This is a genomic window from Castellaniella sp., from assembly GCF_049671645.1.
GTDB lineage: Bacteria > Pseudomonadota > Gammaproteobacteria > Burkholderiales > Burkholderiaceae_B > Castellaniella.
On sequence record NZ_JBATVG010000013.1, the window covers coordinates 119699 to 137730 of the forward strand.

An 18032-nucleotide genomic window follows, 5' to 3' on the forward strand; every position below is an offset into this window, starting at 1 on the left:
GATACCGGACAGTAGCCCGCCGCCCTCCCCGAACCAGGTTCATTTCAGGAGCAGAAGCATGAAGAAACTGACCACCGCCGCAGGCGCCCCTGTCGTCGACAACCAGAACATCCAGACCGCCGGTCCCCGCGGGCCGGCCCTGCTGCAGGATGTCTGGCTGCTGGAAAAGCTGGCCCATTTCGACCGCGAAGTCATCCCGGAACGCCGCATGCACGCCAAGGGCGCGGGCGCATACGGCACGTTCACCGTCACCCAGGACATCACGCGCTATACCCGCGCCGCCCTCTTCTCGGAAGTCGGCAAGCAGACGCCGATGTTCATCCGGTTCTCGACCGTCGCCGGCGAACGCGGCGCGGCGGATGCCGAGCGCGACATCCGCGGCGTGGCGATGAAGTTCTACACGGAACAGGGCAACTGGGATCTGGTCGGCAACAACACCCCGGTCTTTTTCTTTCGCGATCCGCTGAAATTTCCGGACCTGAACCACGCGGTCAAGCGCGATCCGGGCACCGGCCTGCGCAGCGCCCAGAACAATTGGGAATTCTGGACCGGCCTGCCCGAAGCCCTGCACCAGATCACCATCGTCATGAGCGACCGGGGCATCCCGTCCGACTTCCGCCACATGCATCTGTTCGGCAGCCATACCTTCAGTTTCATCAACGCCGACCAGGAACGGTTCTGGGTGAAGTTCCACTTCCAGTCCCAACAAGGCATCCGCAACCTGAGCGATGCCCAGGCGGCCGAACTGATCGGCCGCGACCGGGAAAGCTCGCAGCGCGACCTGCATGACAGCATCACCCAGGGCAATTTCCCCCGCTGGACGCTGTCCGTGCAGATCATGCCGGAAAAGGATGCCGGCAGCTACCACCTGAACCCCTTCGACCTGACCAAGGTCTGGCCGCACGGCGACTACCCGCTGATCGAGGTCGGCGTGCTGGAACTGAACCGTAATCCGGAAAACTTCTTCGCCGAAGTCGAACAAGCCGCCTTTACACCGGCCAACGTCGTCCCGGGCATCGGCTTTTCACCCGACCGCATGTTGCAGGCGCGCCTGTTTTCCTACGGCGATGCGCAGCGCTACCGGCTGGGGGTGAACCACCACCAGATTCCGGTCAATGCCCCGCGCTGTCCGTTCCACAGCTTTCATCGGGACGGCGCCATGCGGGTGGACGGCAACCATGGCGGATTGACCGGCAACCAGCCCAACCGCGCCGGCGAATGGGCCGAGCAGCCCGAATTCGGCGAACCGCCGCTGAGCCTGGAAGGCGCCGCCGACCATTGGAACCACCGGGAAGATCCGGATTATTTTTCCCAGCCCGGCAATCTGTTCCGCCTGATGTCGCCCGCCCAGCAGCAGGCCCTGTTCGACAACACGGCCCGCGCCATCGCCGGCGTCAGCGCCGACGTGCAGGCATTGCACATCGAACACTGCACCCAGGCGGACCCGGCCTATGGCGCGGGGGTCGCTGCCGCGATCCGCGCCCAGCAGGGCTGATCGGCGCCGCTGCGGGGCCCGCAGCGGCAGTATCCCGAATACCGTGGCGGCCGGCGCCCGGGGGATGCGGCGGCTAGACAGTCCCCTGCCCGCGCAAAGTCTCGATCGCCTGCGGTGTCAGGCCCAGGACCTCCTCCAGGACCTGGGCCGTATGCTCGCCCAGCGCAGGCGGCGGGCGGCGATAATTCACCGGCGTATCCGACAAGCGGATCGGGCTGGCCACCAAAGGCACAGACCCGGCTTCCGGGTGCCGCATGTCGATGCGCAAGCCCCGCGCCTGTACCTGAGGGTCCTGGAAGACCTGCCCGACCGCATTGATGGGCCCGCAGGGCACGGCCCGCGATTCCAGCGCATCGATCCACTGGGCGGTGGTGCGCGCCGTGGTCAGATGACGCAGGATGGGAATCAAGGCATCCCGGTGCTCCACCCGCGCCCGATTGGTGGCGAAACGGGCGTCGGCGGCCAGATCCGCCCGCCCGGCTTCCTCGCAGAAGCGGGCAAACTGGCCGTCATTGCCGATCGCCAGGATCATATAGCCATCCGCAGTCGGGAAATCCTGGTACGGCACAATGCTGGGATGTGCATTGCCCAGTCGCCCCGGACTGTTGCCCGTGGCCAGGTAATTCATGGCCTGGTTGGCCAGGCAGGCGACCTGCACATCCAGCAAGGCCATGTCCACATGCTGGCCCAGGCCGGTGTGTTCCCGGGCGGCCAGGGCGGCCTGGATGGCATTGGCCGCATACAGGCCCGTCAGGATGTCGGTCAGGGCCACACCGACCTTCATGGGGCCACCCCCCGGCTGATCATCGGGCCGGCCGGTGACGCTCATCAATCCCCCCAGCCCCTGGACCAGGAAGTCATAGCCCGCGCGGGCCGCATACGGGCCGGTCTGCCCGAATCCCGTGATCGAGCAATACACCAGGCGCGGATTGATCGCCTTCAGGCTGTCGTAATCCAGGCCGTAGCGGGCCAGCCCGCCCGCCTTGAAATTTTCCACCAGCACATCCGACTGGCGCGCCAATTGGCGGATCAGGTCCTGGCCCTCCGGGCTGGCCATATCCACCGTGACGGAGCGCTTGTTGCGATTGGCGCACAGGTAATAGGCCGCGACGCGGGATTCCCGTCCCTGCTCGTCAGGCATCCAGGGCGGTCCCCAGCCGCGCGTGTCGTCGCCGGCCTCGGGCCGTTCGATCTTGATGACGTCGGCGCCCAGGTCGCCCAGGATCTGGGTCGCCCAGGGACCGGCCAGCACTCGCGACAGGTCCAGGACCCGGATGCGCGACAGGGCCCCCGCTGCGTCTTGCGCCATGGACTTGCCCCTCAGTTCGCGAAAGCGGCAATGCCGGTGATGGCGCGCCCCAGGATCAGGGCATGCACGTCGTGCGTGCCCTCGTAGGTGTTCACCACTTCCAGGTTGACCAGGTGGCGGGCGATGCAGAATTCGTCCGAGATCCCATTGCCGCCCAGCATGTCGCGGGCCGTGCGGGCGATGTCCAGCGCCTTGCCGCAGGAATTGCGCTTGATGATGGAGGTGATTTCCACCGGCGCCGCGCCTTCGTCCTTCAGGCGGCCCACGCGCAGCACGGCCTGCAGGCCCAGCGTGATTTCAGTCAGCATGTCGGCCAGCTTTTTCTGGACAAGCTGATTGGCCGCCAGCGGCCGGCCGAACTGCTTGCGATCCAGCACGTACTGGCGGGCGGTTTCATAGCAGGCCTCGGCCGCCCCCAACGCGCCCCAGGCAATGCCGTAGCGGGCGGAATTCAGGCAGGTGAAGGGGCCTTTCAGGCCGCGCACGTCCGGGAAGATGTTGTCTTCAGGGACGAAGACCTCGTCCAGCACGATTTCGCCGGTGATCGAGGCCCGCAGGCCGACCTTGCCGTGGATGGCCGGCGCCGACAGGCCTTTCCAGCCCTTTTCCAGGATGAAGCCGCGAATATCGCCCGCATCGTCCTTGGCCCAGACGACGAACACATCGGCGATCGGGCTGTTGGTGATCCAGGTCTTGGCGCCCGACAGGCTGTAGCCGCCCGGCACTTTCTTGGCCCGGGTCACCATCGAACCCGGGTCCGACCCGTGATCCGGTTCGGTCAGGCCGAAACAGCCGATCCATTCGCCGCTGGCCAGCTTGGGCAGGTACTTTTCCTTCTGGGCCGCCGTGCCGAAGGCATTGATGGGCACCATGACCAGTGAGCTTTGCACACTCATCATCGAACGGTAGCCGGAATCCACGCGCTCGACCTCGCGGGCGATCAGGCCGTAGCAGACATAATTCATGCCGGCCCCGCCGTATTGTTCCGGAATCGTCGCCCCCAGCAGGCCCAGTTCGCCCATCTCGCGGAAAATCGCGGTATCCGTTTTTTCATGACGGAAGGCGTCCTGGACGCGCGGCAGCAGACGGTCCTGACAATAGGCGCGAGCCGCGTCGCGCACCATGCGTTCCGTGTCGGTCAGCTGTTGGTCCAGCAGCAGGGGATCAAGCCATTGGAACTGGGGGCGGGACGAGGACATGCTCAGGCTCCTGAAAGATCAAAGTGATGATTTTGCATACTAACGATAGCGCGGCAGCGTCGCAAACGATATAAACTGATGAATCTGTGAGATTTAATCACTCCACATCCGCACCGTCATGCGTAAACGTCTGCCCAGCACCACCGCGCTGCAGGCTTTCGAGGCCGCCGCCCGCCACCAGAGCTTCACCCACGCAGCGCAGGAATTATCCCTGACCCAGGGGGCCATCTGCCGCCAGATCGCCACCCTGGAGGCCTTCGTCGGCGTGCCGCTGTTCGACCGGGTCCGGCGCGGCGTGCGCCTGACCGACGCGGGCGAACGCTATGGCCGGCTGGTGCGCCGCCAACTCGACGCCATCGAACGCGATACCCTGGCGATCATGGCGCACCAGGGCGGCGGCGTGGTGGACCTGGCGGTCGTGCCGACCTTCGCCACCCGCTGGCTGCTGCCCAGGCTGGCCGGCCCCCGGGGCTGCGGCCCCGGACTGCAGGTGAACATGGCGACCCGCACCCGCCCGTTCCTGTTCGACGACACGGAATTCGACGCCGCCATCTATTCCGGCGACCCCGGCTGGCCCGGCACCCAGGCCTATTTCCTGATGCGCGAAAACCCCGTGCCGGTCTGCAGCCCCCGGCTGGCCCACGGGCCCCTGGATGCCGCTGCGATCGCGGCCCTGCCCCTGCTGCAGCAAAGCACGCGTCCCACCGCCTGGCGCGACTGGTTCGTCTCGGCCGGGGTCAGCGCCCCCGCCGACATGGCTGGCATGCAGCTGGAGCTGTTTTCCATGCTGTCCCAGGCTGCCGCGGACGGGCTGGGGGTGGCGCTGATCCCGCCTTTCCTGATCCAGCAGGAGCTGGACCAGGACGCGCTGCGCATCCTGAACCCCCACAGCGGCCCGGGGCAGCGGGCCTTTCACCTGATCGTGCCGGAACGCAAGACCGCCCTGCCCGCCCTGATACAGTTCCGGGACTGGCTGGTGGAGCAAGCCCGGCCCGACGGGCCGCAGCGGGACAGCCCCCCGGCCCCGACGGCCGACGTCACCGCAGCGCGCCCGTCACCTCATCCAGCGACTGCGCAAAACGATCCACCAGCGTATTGACCTGCGCCTCGGTGATGATCAAGGGCGGGCAAAAAGCCACGCTGTCCTGAATGCCGCGCAGGATCAGCCCGTTGTCCTGGGCCTGGCGCACCACCAGGGACCCTGCCTTGCCCGAGGGGTCGAAGGGTGTGCGGGCCGCCTTGTCGGTGACCAGCTCGACCGCCGCGATCAGTCCGACGCCGCGCACCTCGCCCACCAGCGGGTGGCTGGACAGTTCCCGCAGCCGGCGCTGCAGCACCGCGCCCACCGCAGCGGCATTGTCCACCAGGCCGCGCTCCTCGATGATGCGGATGTTCTCGAGCGCCACCGCCGTGGCCACGGGGTGGCCGCTGGCGGTGTAGCCATGTCCGAAGCTGCCCAGTTCGCCGCTGTGGCGGATCAGGACGGAGGCCACCCGCTCGTTCATCAGCACAGCCGCCAACGGCTGATAGGACGAGGTCAACTGCTTGGACAAGGTCATGAAATCGGGTTCGATGCCGAACACGTCCGACGCGAACAGGCGGCCCGTGCGCCCGAAACCGGTGATGACCTCGTCGGCGATCACCAGCACGTCGTACTTGCGGCACACCGCCTGCATCTTGGGCCAGTAGGCTTCGGGGGGCACGATCACGCCGCCGGCGCCCATGACCGGTTCGCCGATGAAGGCCGCCACCGTTTCCGGGCCTTCCTTCAGGATCAGGGCCTCGAGTTCGGCCGCCAGGCGGTCGCCGAACTGGGCCTCGGTCTCGCCGGGCTTGCCTTCGCGGTACCAATGCGGACAGCGCACATGATGGATGCGCGGCAACGGCAGATCGAAGCTGCGGTGATTGCCCGCCAGCCCCGTCAGGCTGGCCGACGCCACGGTCACGCCGTGATAACCGCGTTCGCGGGCGATGATCTTCTTTTTTTCGGGGCGGCCCAGCGCATTGTTGTAGTACCAGACCATCTTGACGATCGTATCGTTGGCCTCGGACCCGGAGTTGGTGAAAAACGCCTGGGACATGCGTCCGCCGGTCAAGCCGATCAGTTTTTCCGCCAGTTCGATCGACGGGATGTTCGATTTCTGGCTGAACGTATGATAGAAGGGCAGATTCTGCATCTGGCGGTAGGCCGCCTGCGCCAATCGCGGCTCGCTGAACCCCACCGCGACGCTCCAGAGCCCCGCCATGCCCTCGATGTACTGTTTGCCCTCCGTATCGTGGACATAGATCCCGTCGCCGCGCGCCATGATGCAGGGGCCTTCCTCGCGGAGGCGCTGGGCGTTGGTGTATGAGTGGAATTGATAGGCCACATCGCTGTGAGCCAGGCTGTCGGATGCATTCATGGCGGAATCCCTTTTGGGCGAAGTCAAAGATAAGCGCCGATCACGCGCGCCAGCGCGTCGAAGGCGGGCCGGATTTCTTCCGGGCTGACCCCGGCATAACCCAGCAACAGACCGGGGCGGGCATGGGCCCGCTCCAGGTAATACGTGCTCAGGGCGCGTGTCACCACCCCTTGCTGCAGGCCGTCGCGCACCACCAGGGTGTCGTCCACGCCTTCGGGCAGCGCCAGAATCAGGTGCAGGCCGGCGTCACCGCCGACGATTTCCAGCGTATTGCCGAAATGACCGTGGATCTGATCGATCAGGCAGGTGCGGCGTTCCGCGTAGCGGCGCCGGACGCGACGGATATGCTGGGCCAGGTGCCCCTCGCGGATGAACTCCGCCAGCACCGCCTGGTTCATCATGTTGCCCTCGCGGTACAGCTCGGCCACCGCATCGGCGAAGGCGTCGGCCAGCGGCTCCGGCACCACCAGGAATCCCACCCGCAGGCCGGGGCACAGCGTCTTGCTGAAGCTGCCCGCGTACAGCACGCGACCCGACTCATCCATGCCCTGCAGGGATGCCAGCGGCCGTGAACCGTAGCGGAACTCGCTGTCGTAATCGTCCTCGATGATCCAGCAGGACACCTGGCGCGCATAGTCCAGCAGCATGCGCCGCCGCGCCAGGCTCATCACCATGCCCAGGGGGTACTGGTGCGACGGCGCCACCACGATCAGGCGCGGCGGGCGGGCGTATTCGGCTTCGCCGGGACAGATGCCTTCCTCGTCGACCCGGATCGGCACCAGGCGCAGGCCGGCGCTCAGCAAGAGATTGCGCACCCCCCAATAGGCGGGTTCCTCGATCCAGACCGTATCGCCCGGATCGCACAGCAGCCGGATCGCCACGTCGACCCCCTGGTGGATGCCGGTCGTCATGACGACCTGCTGGGCCGAGCTGCGCACGGCGCGCACGCTGCCGAGATAATCCGAGATCGCCTGGCGCGCGGGGCCATGGCCCCCGGCGGGGGCATAGCGCATCAAGTCCCAGGGTTCGCTGCGCCACAGGCGGTTCTGGATTCTGGACCAGGTCTTCAGCGGAAATTCGCGCACATCGGGAATGCCCGGCATGAAAGCGCCCGACTGGAGATTGGAAAACCCCAGCCGCGACACCAGCGCGCGCCCCCGGCGCGACAGATCATGGACGCTGTCCGGGTGGACCGCCGCGTGCTCTGGCGCATCGCTCTTGGCGGCGGGCGGATCGACCAGATCCTGGCTGATGTCCTGGACATAGGTGCCGCGGCCCACGCCGGCATGCACATAGCCTTCCTCGGACAGCTGGTCGTACACCTGCAGCACCGTATTGCGCGCGATCCCCAGTTCGGAGGCCAGATCGCGGGAAGACGGCAAACGGGCGCCCGCGCTCAGGTGTCCTTCGAGAATGGCTCTACAGATCAGCTGATACAAGCGATGATAAGCAGGACTATCACCAGGAGCGCCGAAGTTCTGCAACAGCCATTCAGAGAGAATAAAGGATTCCAAATTGGCCCCATTAATTTTATTTAAATGGATCTATTTGACAAACCAAAAGATCAGTATAGTAAAAAAAAACGAGTGCGGAAATACCCGCCTACCAGGAGACAAACATGACGGACCTGAATCAGGACTGGCAGCAACGCAAGAACTCGGCCATTCCAAACGGCATCGGCATCACCTGCGATTTCTACGCCCAACGCGCCCTCAACGCGGAACTCTGGGACGTGGAAGGCCGGCGCTACATCGATTTCGCGGCCGGCATCGCCGTCGCCAACACCGGCCATTGCCATCCCCGCATCGTCCAGGCCATCCGTAACCAGCTCGACGCTTTCACCCACACGGCCTTCCAGGTCGCCCCCTACGGGTCCTACGTCCAGCTGGCCGAGCGCATCAACCGCCTGACGCCCGGCGGCCACGCCAAAAAGACCGCCTTCTTCACCACCGGCGCCGAAGCGCTGGAAAACGCGGTCAAGATCGCCCGCGCCGCCACCGGGCGCACCGGCGTCATCGCTTTTTCGGGCGCCTTCCATGGCCGCACCTTCATGGGCATGGCCCTGACCGGCAAGGTCGCCCCCTATAAGCAGGACTTCGGCCCGCTGCCGGCCGAGGTCTATCACATCCCCTTTCCCAGCGCCCTGGATGGCGTGACCGTGCAGGACTCCCTGAAGGCGCTGGACCTGCTGTTCAAGGCCGACATCAGTCCACAGCGGGTCGCCGCCATCGTCATCGAGCCCGTCCAGGGCGAAGGCGGCTTCAACGTCGCCCCCCCGGAACTGCTGCAGGCGCTGCGCCAGCGCTGCGACGAGCACGGCATGCTGCTGATCGTCGACGAAGTCCAGACCGGTTTCGCCCGCACCGGCAGGATGTTCGCCATCGAGCATTCCGGCGTGATTCCGGACCTGATCACCATGGCCAAAAGCCTGGCGGGCGGCATGCCGCTGTCGGGCGTGTGCGGCCGGGCCGAACTGATGGACGCCGCTCCGCGCGGGTCGCTGGGCGGCACCTACGGCGGCAACCCGCTGGCCGTCGCCGCCGCTCTGGCGGTGCTCGACGTCATCCAGGACGAGGGACTGATCGCCCGGGCGGACGCGCTGGGCAGCCGCCTGAAGCACGCGCTGGCCGAACGCAGACACCCCCGCATCGTCGAGATCCGCGGCCTGGGCGCCATGGTCGCCGCCGAATTCCGCCGTCCGGACGGCCACCCCGACCCGGACACGGCGGCCGGCATCCAGCGGCGCGCCCTGGAACGCGGCCTGGTCCTGCTGACTTGCGGCGCCTACGGCAACGTGATCCGTTTCCTGTTCCCCCTGACAATCCCGGATGGCCTCCTGGACGAAGGTCTGGCTATCCTGATGGATGCCATGGCTGACCCAGCCTGACGCCATCCCGATCACCCGCTCCCGGAGACCGCCCCCGATGTCTGCCGTTCCTGCCCCCGAACCCCTGGTCCGATTCCAGGGCGTCCAGAAATCCTATGACGGAAGTCATCTGGTCGTCCGGGATCTCAATCTCGATATCTATCCCGGCGAATTCCTCTCGCTGCTGGGCCCTTCGGGCTCCGGCAAGACCACCTGCCTGATGATGCTCGCCGGCTTCGAATCCCCGACCCAAGGCGACATCCTGCTGGAAGGGCGCCGCCTGAACGACGTCCCGCCGCACCATCGCAACCTGGGCATGGTGTTCCAGAACTACGCCCTGTTCCCCCATATGACGGTGGAGCGCAATCTCGAATACCCCCTGAAGGTCCGCAAAGTGCCTGCGTCCCAGCGCGCGCAGCGCATCCACGACGCGCTGTCGATGGTGCAGATGCAGGATTTCGCAAAACGCTACCCGGCGCAGCTGTCGGGCGGCCAGCAGCAGCGCATCGCGCTGGCGCGCGCCCTGGTCTTCGAGCCCAAAATCGTGCTCATGGACGAACCGCTGGGCGCCCTGGACAAGCAACTGCGCGAACACATGCAGCTCGAGCTCAAGGCCCTGCACCGGAAGCTGGGCATCACCTTCGTCTATGTCACCCACGACCAGAGCGAAGCCCTGACCATGAGCAATCGCATCGCCGTCTTCGATCAAGGCATCATCCAGCAGGTCTGCAGCGCCGACACGCTGTATGAATCCCCCTGCAACCGGTTCGTGGCCGGATTCGTGGGCGACAGCAATCAGTTTCCCGGCACCGTCCGCGCCCAGGACGGCGACTGGTGCGAGGTCGAGGTCACCGGCGGCCCGCAGCTGCGCGGCCTGAACGTCCAGGGCCTGCAGGTCGGCAGCCCCTGCGTCATCGCCATGCGCCCCGAGCGCATCCTGCCCGCCGCCGACGATGGCCCGAACCGCTTTCACGCCGACACCGTCGATGAAGTCTATTTCGGCGATCACGTCCGGCTGCGCTGCCGCCTGGGCGACAGCGACACGTTCTTCGTCAAGATGCCCCTGGCCGCGGACGCCGGGACACATGCCACGGGGGCCCGCATCCCTCTGCGGGTCGACCCCGGGCACGTCCGTGTTTTCCACCCCTGAAGCGTCACATCATATCCACACCAAAGGAGACATCCCATGAAAAAAACCCCGCTTCTGACGGCGCTGGCCGTCACGGTGCCCCTGGTCCTGTTCCAGGCCCCGACCCAGGCGCGCGACCTGACCGTGGTCAACTTCGGCGGCGCCAACGGCGACGCGCAGACCGCGGCCTTCATCCAGCCCTACGAAAAAGAAACCGGCAAAAAGGTCATCCCTGTTGCCTATAACGGCGAACAGGCCAAGGTCAAGGCCATGGTCCAGTCCCATAACGTCGTCTGGGACGCCGTCGAAGTCGAAACCGGCGACCTGGGCCGCGGCTGCGATGAAGGCCTGTACGAGAACATCGACTGGGCATCCATCCTGAACAAGGGCGATCTGGTGCGCGGCGCCCTGAAATACTGCGGCGTGGGCACCTTCGTCTGGTCCACGGTGCTGGCCTACAACGCCGACACGCTCAAGACCGCCCCCACCGGCTGGGCCGACTTCTGGGATGTGAAGAAATTCCCCGGCAAACGTGGCCTGCGCAAGGGCGCCCATTACAACGTCGAATTCGCCCTGATGGCCGACGGCGTCGCGCCGCAGGACGTCTACAAGGTCCTGGCGACCCCGGAAGGCGTGGATCGCGCCTTCAAGAAGCTCGACGAGATCAAACCCTACGTCCAATGGTGGGAAGCCGGCGCCCAGCCGCCGCAGATGCTGTCCGCCGGCGACGTGGTGATGTCGGCCGCCTACAACGGGCGCATCGACGCGGCGCAACGCGAGGGCCGGCCCCTGAAGGTCGTCTGGAACCAGAGCGTCTATGACTTCGACTACTGGGTCATCCCCACCGGCTCGGCCAACAAGGACCAGGCCATCGACTTCGTCCGCTACGCCAGCTCGCCCAAGGCCCAGGCCGCCTACTCGCAGCACATCGCCTACGGTCCCATCAGCAAGCAGGCCATCGGCATGCTCAGCCCCGAGGTCCTGTCCAACGTGCCCAATTCGCCGGCCAACGCGCGCAACGCCCTGTTCAACGACCTCGAATTCTGGACCGACCACGGCGAAGAACTCGAACAGCGCTTCACGGCCTGGGCCGCCCGCTGATCCCGCGCACGGGATGGCCTGACGGCCATCCCGTCATTCCTTACGTCAGGACACTGCCATGGATACGACCTTCGACGATCCCGTCGCCATCCGGCGCTCGATGCGAGCCGCCCAGCGGAAGAAAACCTGGCGCGCGCTGCTGCTGGTCGGGCCCCTGGCCATCTTCCTGCTGGTCGTCTTCATCATCCCCATTGCCTCCCTGCTGACCCGGGCCGCCGACAACCCCGAAGTCATCCACACCCTGCCCCGCACGCTGCAGGCGCTGGCCGACTGGGACGGGAACAGCCAACCGCCGGATGCCGCCTTCCAGGCCCTGGCGCGGGATCTGGGCAATGCCAAAAGCACTCCCGCCGCCGGCGAACTGGCCCGACGGCTGAATTACGAAATCTCGGGCTACCGGTCGCTGATCTTCAAGACGCTGCGCCGCCTGCCCTTCCCCGCCGCCGACGCCCCCGACGCCCGCGCGCGGCTGATCGACCTGGACAAGCGCTGGGCCGACCCCGCCTACTGGGCTGTCATCGCCAGCAACGACAAATCCTGGACACCCTACTACCTGCTGGCGTCCCTGGACCTGAAACTGGACGCCAAGGGCAGCATCGTGTCCGCTCCGCCCGGCACCTCGGCCTTCCAGGCCATCTTCTCGCGCACCTTCATCATCAGCGCGGTCGTCACCCTGGTCACGCTGCTCCTGGGCTACCCCCTTGCCTACTGGATCACGCGCCTGCCCAAGCGCCGCGCCAATCTGGTCCTGATCTGCATCCTGATTCCCTTCTGGACGTCCGTGCTGGTGCGCATCGCCGCCTGGGTGGTCCTGCTGCAGCGCGAAGGCCTGATCAACAGCGCCCTGGAACGGATAGGGCTGATCGACCAGCCGCTGCCCCTGCTGTTCAACCGCCTGGGCGTCTACATCGCCATGGTCCATATCCTGCTGCCATTCATGGTGCTGCCCCTGTACAGTGTCATGCAATCAGTGCCATCCACCTATCAGCGGGCCGCCATCTCCCTGGGCAGCCATCCGTTCGCCGCCTTCTGGCGCATCTACGTGCCGCAGACCTACCCCGGCATCGCCGCCGGTTCCCTGCTGGTGTTCATCATCGCCATCGGCTACTACATCACGCCGGCATTGCTGGGCGGCGCCGCGGACCAGATGATCAGCTACTACGTGGCCTACTTCACCAACCAGACCATCAACTGGGGCATGGCCAGCGCGCTGGGGCTGATCCTGCTGGCGGGCACGCTCGTGCTCTACGCCCTGTACCGCAGGATTTCCGGCAAGGAACTGGCCCTGAGCTGACGCACGGACACCGGAACCGCCACAGACAGGCAAGCGGCGGTTCCCTCTTTGAAGGCCTGAAGGACGATTATGTTCAACCCAGAATTCCCGCCTTATCTTTCCCTGGTCGAACGCATCTGGCACTATGCGCTGCGCCTGTTGTGCGCGCTGATCCTGCTGTTCCTGCTGCTGCCGATCCTGGTCATCATCCCCTTGTCGTTCAATCAGGGATCGATGCTGCTCTATCCGATCGACGCCCTCTCGCTGCGCTGGTACATCGCGCTCTTCCAGTCCGACGAATGGGCCCGCGCCGCCACCAACAGCTTCATCGTGGCGCCTGCCGCGACCGTCCTGGCGACCGTGCTGGGGACGCTGGCGGCGGCCGGCCTGCACCGGGCGCAGTTCCGCGGCAAAGGCCTGTTGATGTCGGTCCTGATTTCGCCCATGATCGTGCCGCTGGTCGTCACCGGCCTGGGCATCTATCTGTTCTTCGCCCCCTACGGGCTGGTCAACAGCTACACCGGCCTGATCCTGGCGCTGGCGGCCATCGGCGCGCCTTTCGTCGTGACCACGGTCTCGGCCACGCTGCAAGGCTTCGACCCCAACCTGCTGCGCGCCAGCTACAGCCTGGGGGCCGGGCCCGCCCACACGTTTTTCCGCGTGACCCTGCCCATCATCGCGCCCGGCGTGATCGCCGGCGCGCTGTTCGCCTTTGCCACGGCCTTCGATGAAATCGTGATCACGCTCTTCCTGGCAGGCCCCGAGCAGGTGACGCTGCCGCGCCAGATGTTCACCGGCATCCGCGAAAACATCAGCCCCATCATCGCCGCCGTGGCGACCATCCTGATCCTGTTTTCCACCGCCCTGCTGCTGGTGCTGGAATGGCTGCGCGGCCGAGCGGCCGCCAAGATGACCCGGATGGATCCCGGCGGCGCCTGATGCGGGCAGGGCCACCATCCGCGCGCCGCCCTGGCCCCCATCCATGCCAGGGCGCCGGCGAAACGGATCAATCGCCCCCGAAATGTATCCCCTGCGCCAGGGGCAGTTCGCGCGAGTAATTGATCGTATTGGTGGCGCGCCTCATGTAGGCCTTCCAGGCATCCGAGCCCGATTCCCGCCCGCCGCCGGTTTCCTTCTCGCCGCCGAAGGCGCCGCCGATCTCCGCCCCGGACGTGCCGATATTGACGTTGGCGATGCCGCAATCGGAGCCCGCCACGCTGATGAAGAACTGGGATTCCCGCAGGTCCGTCGTGAAAATGGCCGATGACAGCCCCTGCGGAACCGCATTGTGCATGGCCAGGGCATCCGCGAAGCGGGCGTAGCGCATCACGTACAGAATCGGGGCGAAAGTTTCGCCGCACACCAGTTCCTGCTGTGCCGGCATTTCCACGATGGCCGGGCGCGCATACCAGGCGTCGGGATAGCGGTCCGCCAGGGCGCGGCCGCCCCCCGTGACGACCCCACCGGCTTGACGCGCCTTGTCCAGCGCCTGCTGCATCCGGTCGAATGCCGCCTGGTCGATCAGCGGCCCCACCAGGGTGCCGGCATCCAGCGGACTGCCGATCGAAGCGCTGGCGTAGGCCTTCTTCAGGCGCGCCAGCAGGTCATCGGCCACGGACTCGTGCACGATCAGGCGACGGGTCGTGGTGCAGCGCTGCCCCGCCGTGCCGATGGCGCCAAACAGGATCGCACGCGCCGCCATGTCCAGATCCGCCGACGGCGTCACGATAATGGCATTGTTGCCGCCCAGTTCCAACAGGCAGCGGCCAAAACGCCTGGCCACGCGCGGCCCGACTTCGCGGCCCATGCGCGTGGATCCCGTGGCGGATACCAGGGCCACGCGCGGATCATCCACCATGGCGGCGCCCACGTCATGGCGACCGATCAGGACCTGCAATAGAGAGTCCGGAGCGTCATCGCCGAAACGTTCGCAGGCCCGCCGGAAGATGGCCTGGCAGGCCAGCGCCGCCAGCGGCGATTTTTCGGATGGCTTCCAGACGACGGGGTCGCCGCACACCAGCGCGACGGCGGCGTTCCAGGACCAGACGGCGACCGGAAAATTGAAAGCGGAAATGACCCCCACCACCCCCAGGGGATGCCAGGTTTCCAGCATGTGGTGGCCGGGGCGTTCGGATGCGATGGTGCGCCCGTACAACTGGCGCGACAGGCCCACGGCAAGATCGCAGATATCGATCATTTCCTGGACTTCGCCTTCGCCCTCGGCCGGAATCTTGCCGACCTCCAGCGACACCAGGCGACCCAGGGCCTGCTTTTGCGCGCGGAGTTCCTCGCCCAGCAAACGCACCAATTCGCCGCGTCGCGGCGCGGGCACCGCGCGCCAGCTCAGGAAAGCCTCGTACGCCCGGCCCACCGCCGGACCAACGTCCTGCGGGAGATGGCAATGCACCATGGCCAGCCGGCTGCCATCGATGGGCGAATGCACGGCCAGGTCGCCGCCGGTCAGGATGTCCGTGGACACGCCAAGGGATCGCAACAGGTCCTGGTGTTTCATGGGACGCTCCGCTCGAAGGGAAGAATCACATACCGAAGTCAGGATAGCACGCAGGCAAACGGCCCCCAATCATTCCCCTCATAGAAAACACCTAGAGAGTCCGGAAAATTTTCGCCCCACAATAAACCCGGGACGCCGCCCGCACGGCATCCCCCTTCCAGGAGCCCCCCGGATGACGCAACAGCATTTCGACGTGGTCATCGCCGGCGGCGCCGCCATCGGCAGCGCTACCGCGTACTTCCTGACGGCAGCCCCGGATTTCACCGGCTCGGTGGCCGTCATCGAGGCCGACAGCAGCTACCGGCACAGCGCCACAGCCCTGTCCGCCGCGTCGATCCGCCACCAGTTCTCCACTCCTGAAAACATACGCATGTCGCTCTTCGGCACGCAGTTTCTGCGTCAATTCAAGCAGGTCATGACCGTGGACGGCGACTGCCCCGACCTCGCCTTCCACGAAGGCGGCTACCTGTTCCTGGCCACGGCCCCCGGCCTGGCCACGCTGCGTCAAAACCACGCCATGCAAAGCAGCCTGGGAGCCGACATCGCCTTACTGGACCCGGCGCAACTGAAGTCGCGCTACCCGTGGCTGAACACGGACGACCTGGCCGGCGGCGCCCTGGGGCTGAGCGGCGAGGGGTGGCTGGATGCCTACGGCATGATGCAGGGCATGCGGCGCAAGGCGCTTTCCCAGGGGGCCGCATACCTGAACCAGCGAGTCGTGGGCCTGGATCACGCGGCGGGCCACATCCGCGGGGTGCTGCTGGCCGACGGCGGGCGCATTTCTTGCGGCGCGGTCGTGAACGCCGCAGGCACCGGCGCCGCCGAACTGGCGCTGGCCGCCGGCATCACGCTGCCCGTGCATGCCCGCAAACGCAGCATCTTCTACGTCCAATGCCCCCGGACATTACCCGGCTGTCCCATGGTCATAGACCCCGGCGGCGCCTATTTCCGCCCCGAAGGCCAGGGCTACATCATGGGCGTCGCCCCTCCGGCGGACCAGGACCCGGACGCCCGCGACTACGACGTGCAGCACACACTGTTCGACGAGATCCTGTGGCCCACGCTGGCCGCCCGCGTGCCGGCCTTCGAAGCGCTGCGCTGCAGCCGCAGCTGGGCGGGGCATTACGACATGAACGTCTTCGACCAGAACCTGATCCTGGGCCTGCATCCGGCCATCGACAACCTGTATTTCGCCAATGGCCTGAGCGGTCACGGCATGCAGCAGGCGCCCGCCATCGGCCGGGCGCTGTCCGAACTCATCACCACCGGGACATTCCAGACGCTGGACCTGAGCCGCCTGGGCTGGGGCCGCATCCTGAACCAGCAACCGATCATCGAGCGAAACGTCGTCTGAACCGCCCTGTCACAGGGCAGCCAGCGCCTGCCGCACCTGCTCCACCCGGTCGGCCGCACAGCGCGCCCAGCGCTGCCCGTCCGCTTCCAGACTGACCAGCCCCTGCGCATCGGCCTGCAAGGCCGACAAGTCCGCCTGCGCCAGTTGGCGGCCCAACTGATTCAGCAGCTTGGGATCCTCGAACGGTTCGGACAGCAGCAGCTCCGCCCCATCCGCCGCAAACAGGCGCTGGCGGAACCGGCCGTCCTCGTCGCGAAAGGACACCAGCCGGGCCTTCGCGCCCTTGCCGGCGCCGGCGGCCTTTTTACCGGCGGTCGCCGCGGCCGGCTGGCGCAGGCCCACCGCCTCGCGCAACTGGTCCATGAACGGCATGGCCACGCGCCGCGCTTTTTCAGCCCCCGCCTGCAGAATGGCCTCGATGCGATCGGGATGCGCCATCAGATCGGCATACTGCGCCCGCATGGGGCCGATCTCGGCCTCGATCAGGTCGCACAGGGCCTGCTTGGCGTCCCCCCAGCCCAACCCGCCTTCCAGGGCGGCGCGGAACTCCGCCGCCTGCCGCGTCGTGGCAAACGCCCGATACAGGGTGAACAGGTGTGCGGCCTCGGCATCCTTGGGCTCGCCGGGCAGGCGCGAATCCGTGACGATCTGCGCCACGGCGGCCTTCAAGGCCTTTGCGCCGCCCTCGAACAGGGGAATCGTGTTGTTGTAGCTCTTGGACATCTTGCGCCCGTCCAGGCCGGGCAGCGTGGCGACGTCCTCGTCGATCTGGACCTCGGGCAGGACGAACAGGTCCCGGCCCCGGCCATACAGGTGATTGAAGCGCTGGGCGATATCGCGCGCCATTTCCAGGTGCTGGATCTGGTCGCGCCCCACCGGCACCCGATGGGCGTTGAACATCAGGATGTCGGCCGCCATCAGCACCGGATAGGAAAACAGCCCCATGGTGACGCCGTCGTCCGGATCGACGCCCTTGAGCGCATTGGCGTCGACCGAGGCCTTGTAGGCATGCGCCCGGTTCATCAGGCCCTTGGCGGTCACGCAGGTCAGCATCCAGCACAGTTCCGGGATTTCCGGCACGTCCGACTGGCGGTAGAAGGTCACGCGATCCGTATCCAGGCCGGCGGCGATCCAGGTGGCGGCGATCTCCATGCGCGACTGGGCCACACGGGCCGGATCGGCGCATTTGATCAAGGCATGGAAATCGGCCAGGAAGAAGAACGCATCCACCCCAGGTTCCGTACTGGACTGGATGGCCGGGCGGATGGCCCCGGCATAATTGCCCAGGTGAGGGGTGCCGGACGTCGTGATGCCCGTCAGGACCCGGGTCTGCGCCGGGGATTTCGCGGAAGAATTCATCGATCTGCCTGATATTCGGATAAAGGGACGCCC

General features: G+C 66.3%; 14 protein-coding genes. 8 read left to right on the top strand and 6 right to left on the bottom strand.

The genetic code is table 11. The features are described from left to right. The first annotated feature begins 58 nt into the window (after positions 1-58). Complete coding sequence (locus WBG56_RS04240; RefSeq protein WP_424265547.1) at positions 59-1495, top strand: catalase; 1437 nt, start codon at positions 59-61, stop codon at positions 1493-1495. Positions 1496-1568: 73 nt separating this feature from the next. On the opposite strand, the gene WBG56_RS04245 is transcribed toward WBG56_RS04240, so the two are convergent. Both WBG56_RS04245 and WBG56_RS04250 read right to left on the bottom strand, forming a co-directional pair. Then, positions 1569-2804: a CaiB/BaiF CoA transferase family protein gene (locus tag WBG56_RS04245; protein WP_424265549.1), complete on the bottom strand. Its 1236-nt coding sequence runs from the start codon at positions 2802-2804 to the stop codon at positions 1569-1571. Positions 2805-2815: 11 nt separating this feature from the next. Then, on the bottom strand, positions 2816-4003 hold the full coding sequence (locus WBG56_RS04250; protein WP_424265551.1) for an acyl-CoA dehydrogenase: 1188 nt from the start codon (positions 4001-4003) through the stop codon (positions 2816-2818). Positions 4004-4121: 118 nt separating this feature from the next. Here WBG56_RS04250 and WBG56_RS04255 point away from each other — a divergent pair, with 118 nt between their 5' ends. After that, positions 4122-5102, top strand: a complete 981-nt coding sequence (locus tag WBG56_RS04255) for a LysR substrate-binding domain-containing protein (RefSeq protein ID WP_424265553.1) — start codon at positions 4122-4124, stop codon at positions 5100-5102. Here the strand turns inward: WBG56_RS04255 and WBG56_RS04260 are convergent. Together WBG56_RS04260 and WBG56_RS04265 are read right to left on the bottom strand one after the other, a co-directional pair. Next, positions 5041-6405: an aspartate aminotransferase family protein gene (locus tag WBG56_RS04260; protein ID WP_424265555.1), complete on the bottom strand. Its 1365-nt coding sequence runs from the start codon at positions 6403-6405 to the stop codon at positions 5041-5043. The genes WBG56_RS04255 and WBG56_RS04260 overlap by 62 nt on opposite strands. A 23-nt stretch (positions 6406-6428) precedes the next feature. After that, positions 6429-7919: a PLP-dependent aminotransferase family protein gene (locus tag WBG56_RS04265; protein ID WP_424265557.1), complete on the bottom strand. Its 1491-nt coding sequence runs from the start codon at positions 7917-7919 to the stop codon at positions 6429-6431. A 104-nt stretch (positions 7920-8023) separates the two neighbouring features. Here WBG56_RS04265 and gabT point away from each other — a divergent pair, with 104 nt between their 5' ends. The 5 genes from gabT to WBG56_RS04290 all read left to right on the top strand — a co-directional run bounded on the left by gabT (position 8024) and on the right by WBG56_RS04290 (position 13713). Further along, complete coding sequence (gene gabT, locus WBG56_RS04270) at positions 8024-9292, top strand: 4-aminobutyrate--2-oxoglutarate transaminase (protein ID WP_424265559.1); 1269 nt, start codon at positions 8024-8026, stop codon at positions 9290-9292. A 37-nt stretch (positions 9293-9329) separates the two neighbouring features. After that, positions 9330-10421, top strand: a complete 1092-nt coding sequence (locus WBG56_RS04275; protein ID WP_424265561.1) for an ABC transporter ATP-binding protein — start codon at positions 9330-9332, stop codon at positions 10419-10421. 36 nt (positions 10422-10457) lie between these two features. Further along, positions 10458-11501, top strand: coding sequence for an ABC transporter substrate-binding protein (locus WBG56_RS04280; protein ID WP_424265563.1), 1044 nt, complete (start codon positions 10458-10460; stop codon positions 11499-11501). Positions 11502-11559: 58 nt separating this feature from the next. Next, a complete protein-coding gene (locus WBG56_RS04285; RefSeq protein ID WP_424265565.1) occupies positions 11560-12795 on the top strand; it encodes an ABC transporter permease in 1236 nt (411 codons plus the stop codon). A 69-nt stretch (positions 12796-12864) separates the two neighbouring features. Next, positions 12865-13713 (top strand): ABC transporter permease, encoded by an 849-nt coding sequence (locus WBG56_RS04290; RefSeq protein ID WP_424265567.1) that lies wholly within the window; start codon positions 12865-12867, stop codon positions 13711-13713. Positions 13714-13780: 67 nt separating this feature from the next. Here the strand turns inward: WBG56_RS04290 and WBG56_RS04295 are convergent, their stop codons facing one another. After that, a complete protein-coding gene (locus tag WBG56_RS04295) occupies positions 13781-15286 on the bottom strand; it encodes an aldehyde dehydrogenase family protein (RefSeq protein WP_424265569.1) in 1506 nt (501 codons plus the stop codon). Positions 15287-15458: 172 nt separating this feature from the next. On the opposite strand from WBG56_RS04295, the gene WBG56_RS04300 reads away from it, so the two are divergent. Beyond that, the gene (locus tag WBG56_RS04300; protein WP_424265571.1) at positions 15459-16640 is read left to right on the top strand and encodes an NAD(P)/FAD-dependent oxidoreductase; all 1182 of its coding nucleotides are present in this window, start codon (positions 15459-15461) and stop codon (positions 16638-16640) included. A 9-nt stretch (positions 16641-16649) separates the two neighbouring features. On the opposite strand, the gene WBG56_RS04305 is transcribed toward WBG56_RS04300, so the two are convergent. Beyond that, a complete protein-coding gene (locus WBG56_RS04305) occupies positions 16650-17999 on the bottom strand; it encodes a tryptophan--tRNA ligase (RefSeq protein WP_424265573.1) in 1350 nt (449 codons plus the stop codon). Between the last annotated feature and the right edge of the window lie 33 nt (positions 18000-18032).

Bases quoted from the DNA above. Each gene is read 5' to 3' on its own strand.
- WBG56_RS04240 (WP_424265547.1), top strand. From the start codon at position 59: ATGAAGAAACTGACCACCGCCGCAGGCGCCCCTGTCGTCGACAACCAG.
- WBG56_RS04245 (WP_424265549.1), bottom strand. From the start codon at position 2,804: ATGGCGCAAGACGCAGCGGGGGCCCTGTCGCGCATCCGGGTCCTGGAC.
- WBG56_RS04250 (WP_424265551.1), bottom strand. From the start codon at position 4,003: ATGTCCTCGTCCCGCCCCCAGTTCCAATGGCTTGATCCCCTGCTGCTG.
- WBG56_RS04255 (WP_424265553.1), top strand. From the start codon at position 4,122: ATGCGTAAACGTCTGCCCAGCACCACCGCGCTGCAGGCTTTCGAGGCC.
- WBG56_RS04260 (WP_424265555.1), bottom strand. From the start codon at position 6,405: ATGAATGCATCCGACAGCCTGGCTCACAGCGATGTGGCCTATCAATTC.
- gabT (WP_424265559.1), top strand. From the start codon at position 8,024: ATGACGGACCTGAATCAGGACTGGCAGCAACGCAAGAACTCGGCCATT.
- WBG56_RS04275 (WP_424265561.1), top strand. From the start codon at position 9,330: ATGTCTGCCGTTCCTGCCCCCGAACCCCTGGTCCGATTCCAGGGCGTC.
- WBG56_RS04280 (WP_424265563.1), top strand. From the start codon at position 10,458: ATGAAAAAAACCCCGCTTCTGACGGCGCTGGCCGTCACGGTGCCCCTG.
- WBG56_RS04285 (WP_424265565.1), top strand. From the start codon at position 11,560: ATGGATACGACCTTCGACGATCCCGTCGCCATCCGGCGCTCGATGCGA.
- WBG56_RS04290 (WP_424265567.1), top strand. From the start codon at position 12,865: ATGTTCAACCCAGAATTCCCGCCTTATCTTTCCCTGGTCGAACGCATC.
- WBG56_RS04295 (WP_424265569.1), bottom strand. From the start codon at position 15,286: ATGAAACACCAGGACCTGTTGCGATCCCTTGGCGTGTCCACGGACATC.
- WBG56_RS04300 (WP_424265571.1), top strand. From the start codon at position 15,459: ATGACGCAACAGCATTTCGACGTGGTCATCGCCGGCGGCGCCGCCATC.
- WBG56_RS04305 (WP_424265573.1), bottom strand. From the start codon at position 17,999: ATGAATTCTTCCGCGAAATCCCCGGCGCAGACCCGGGTCCTGACGGGC.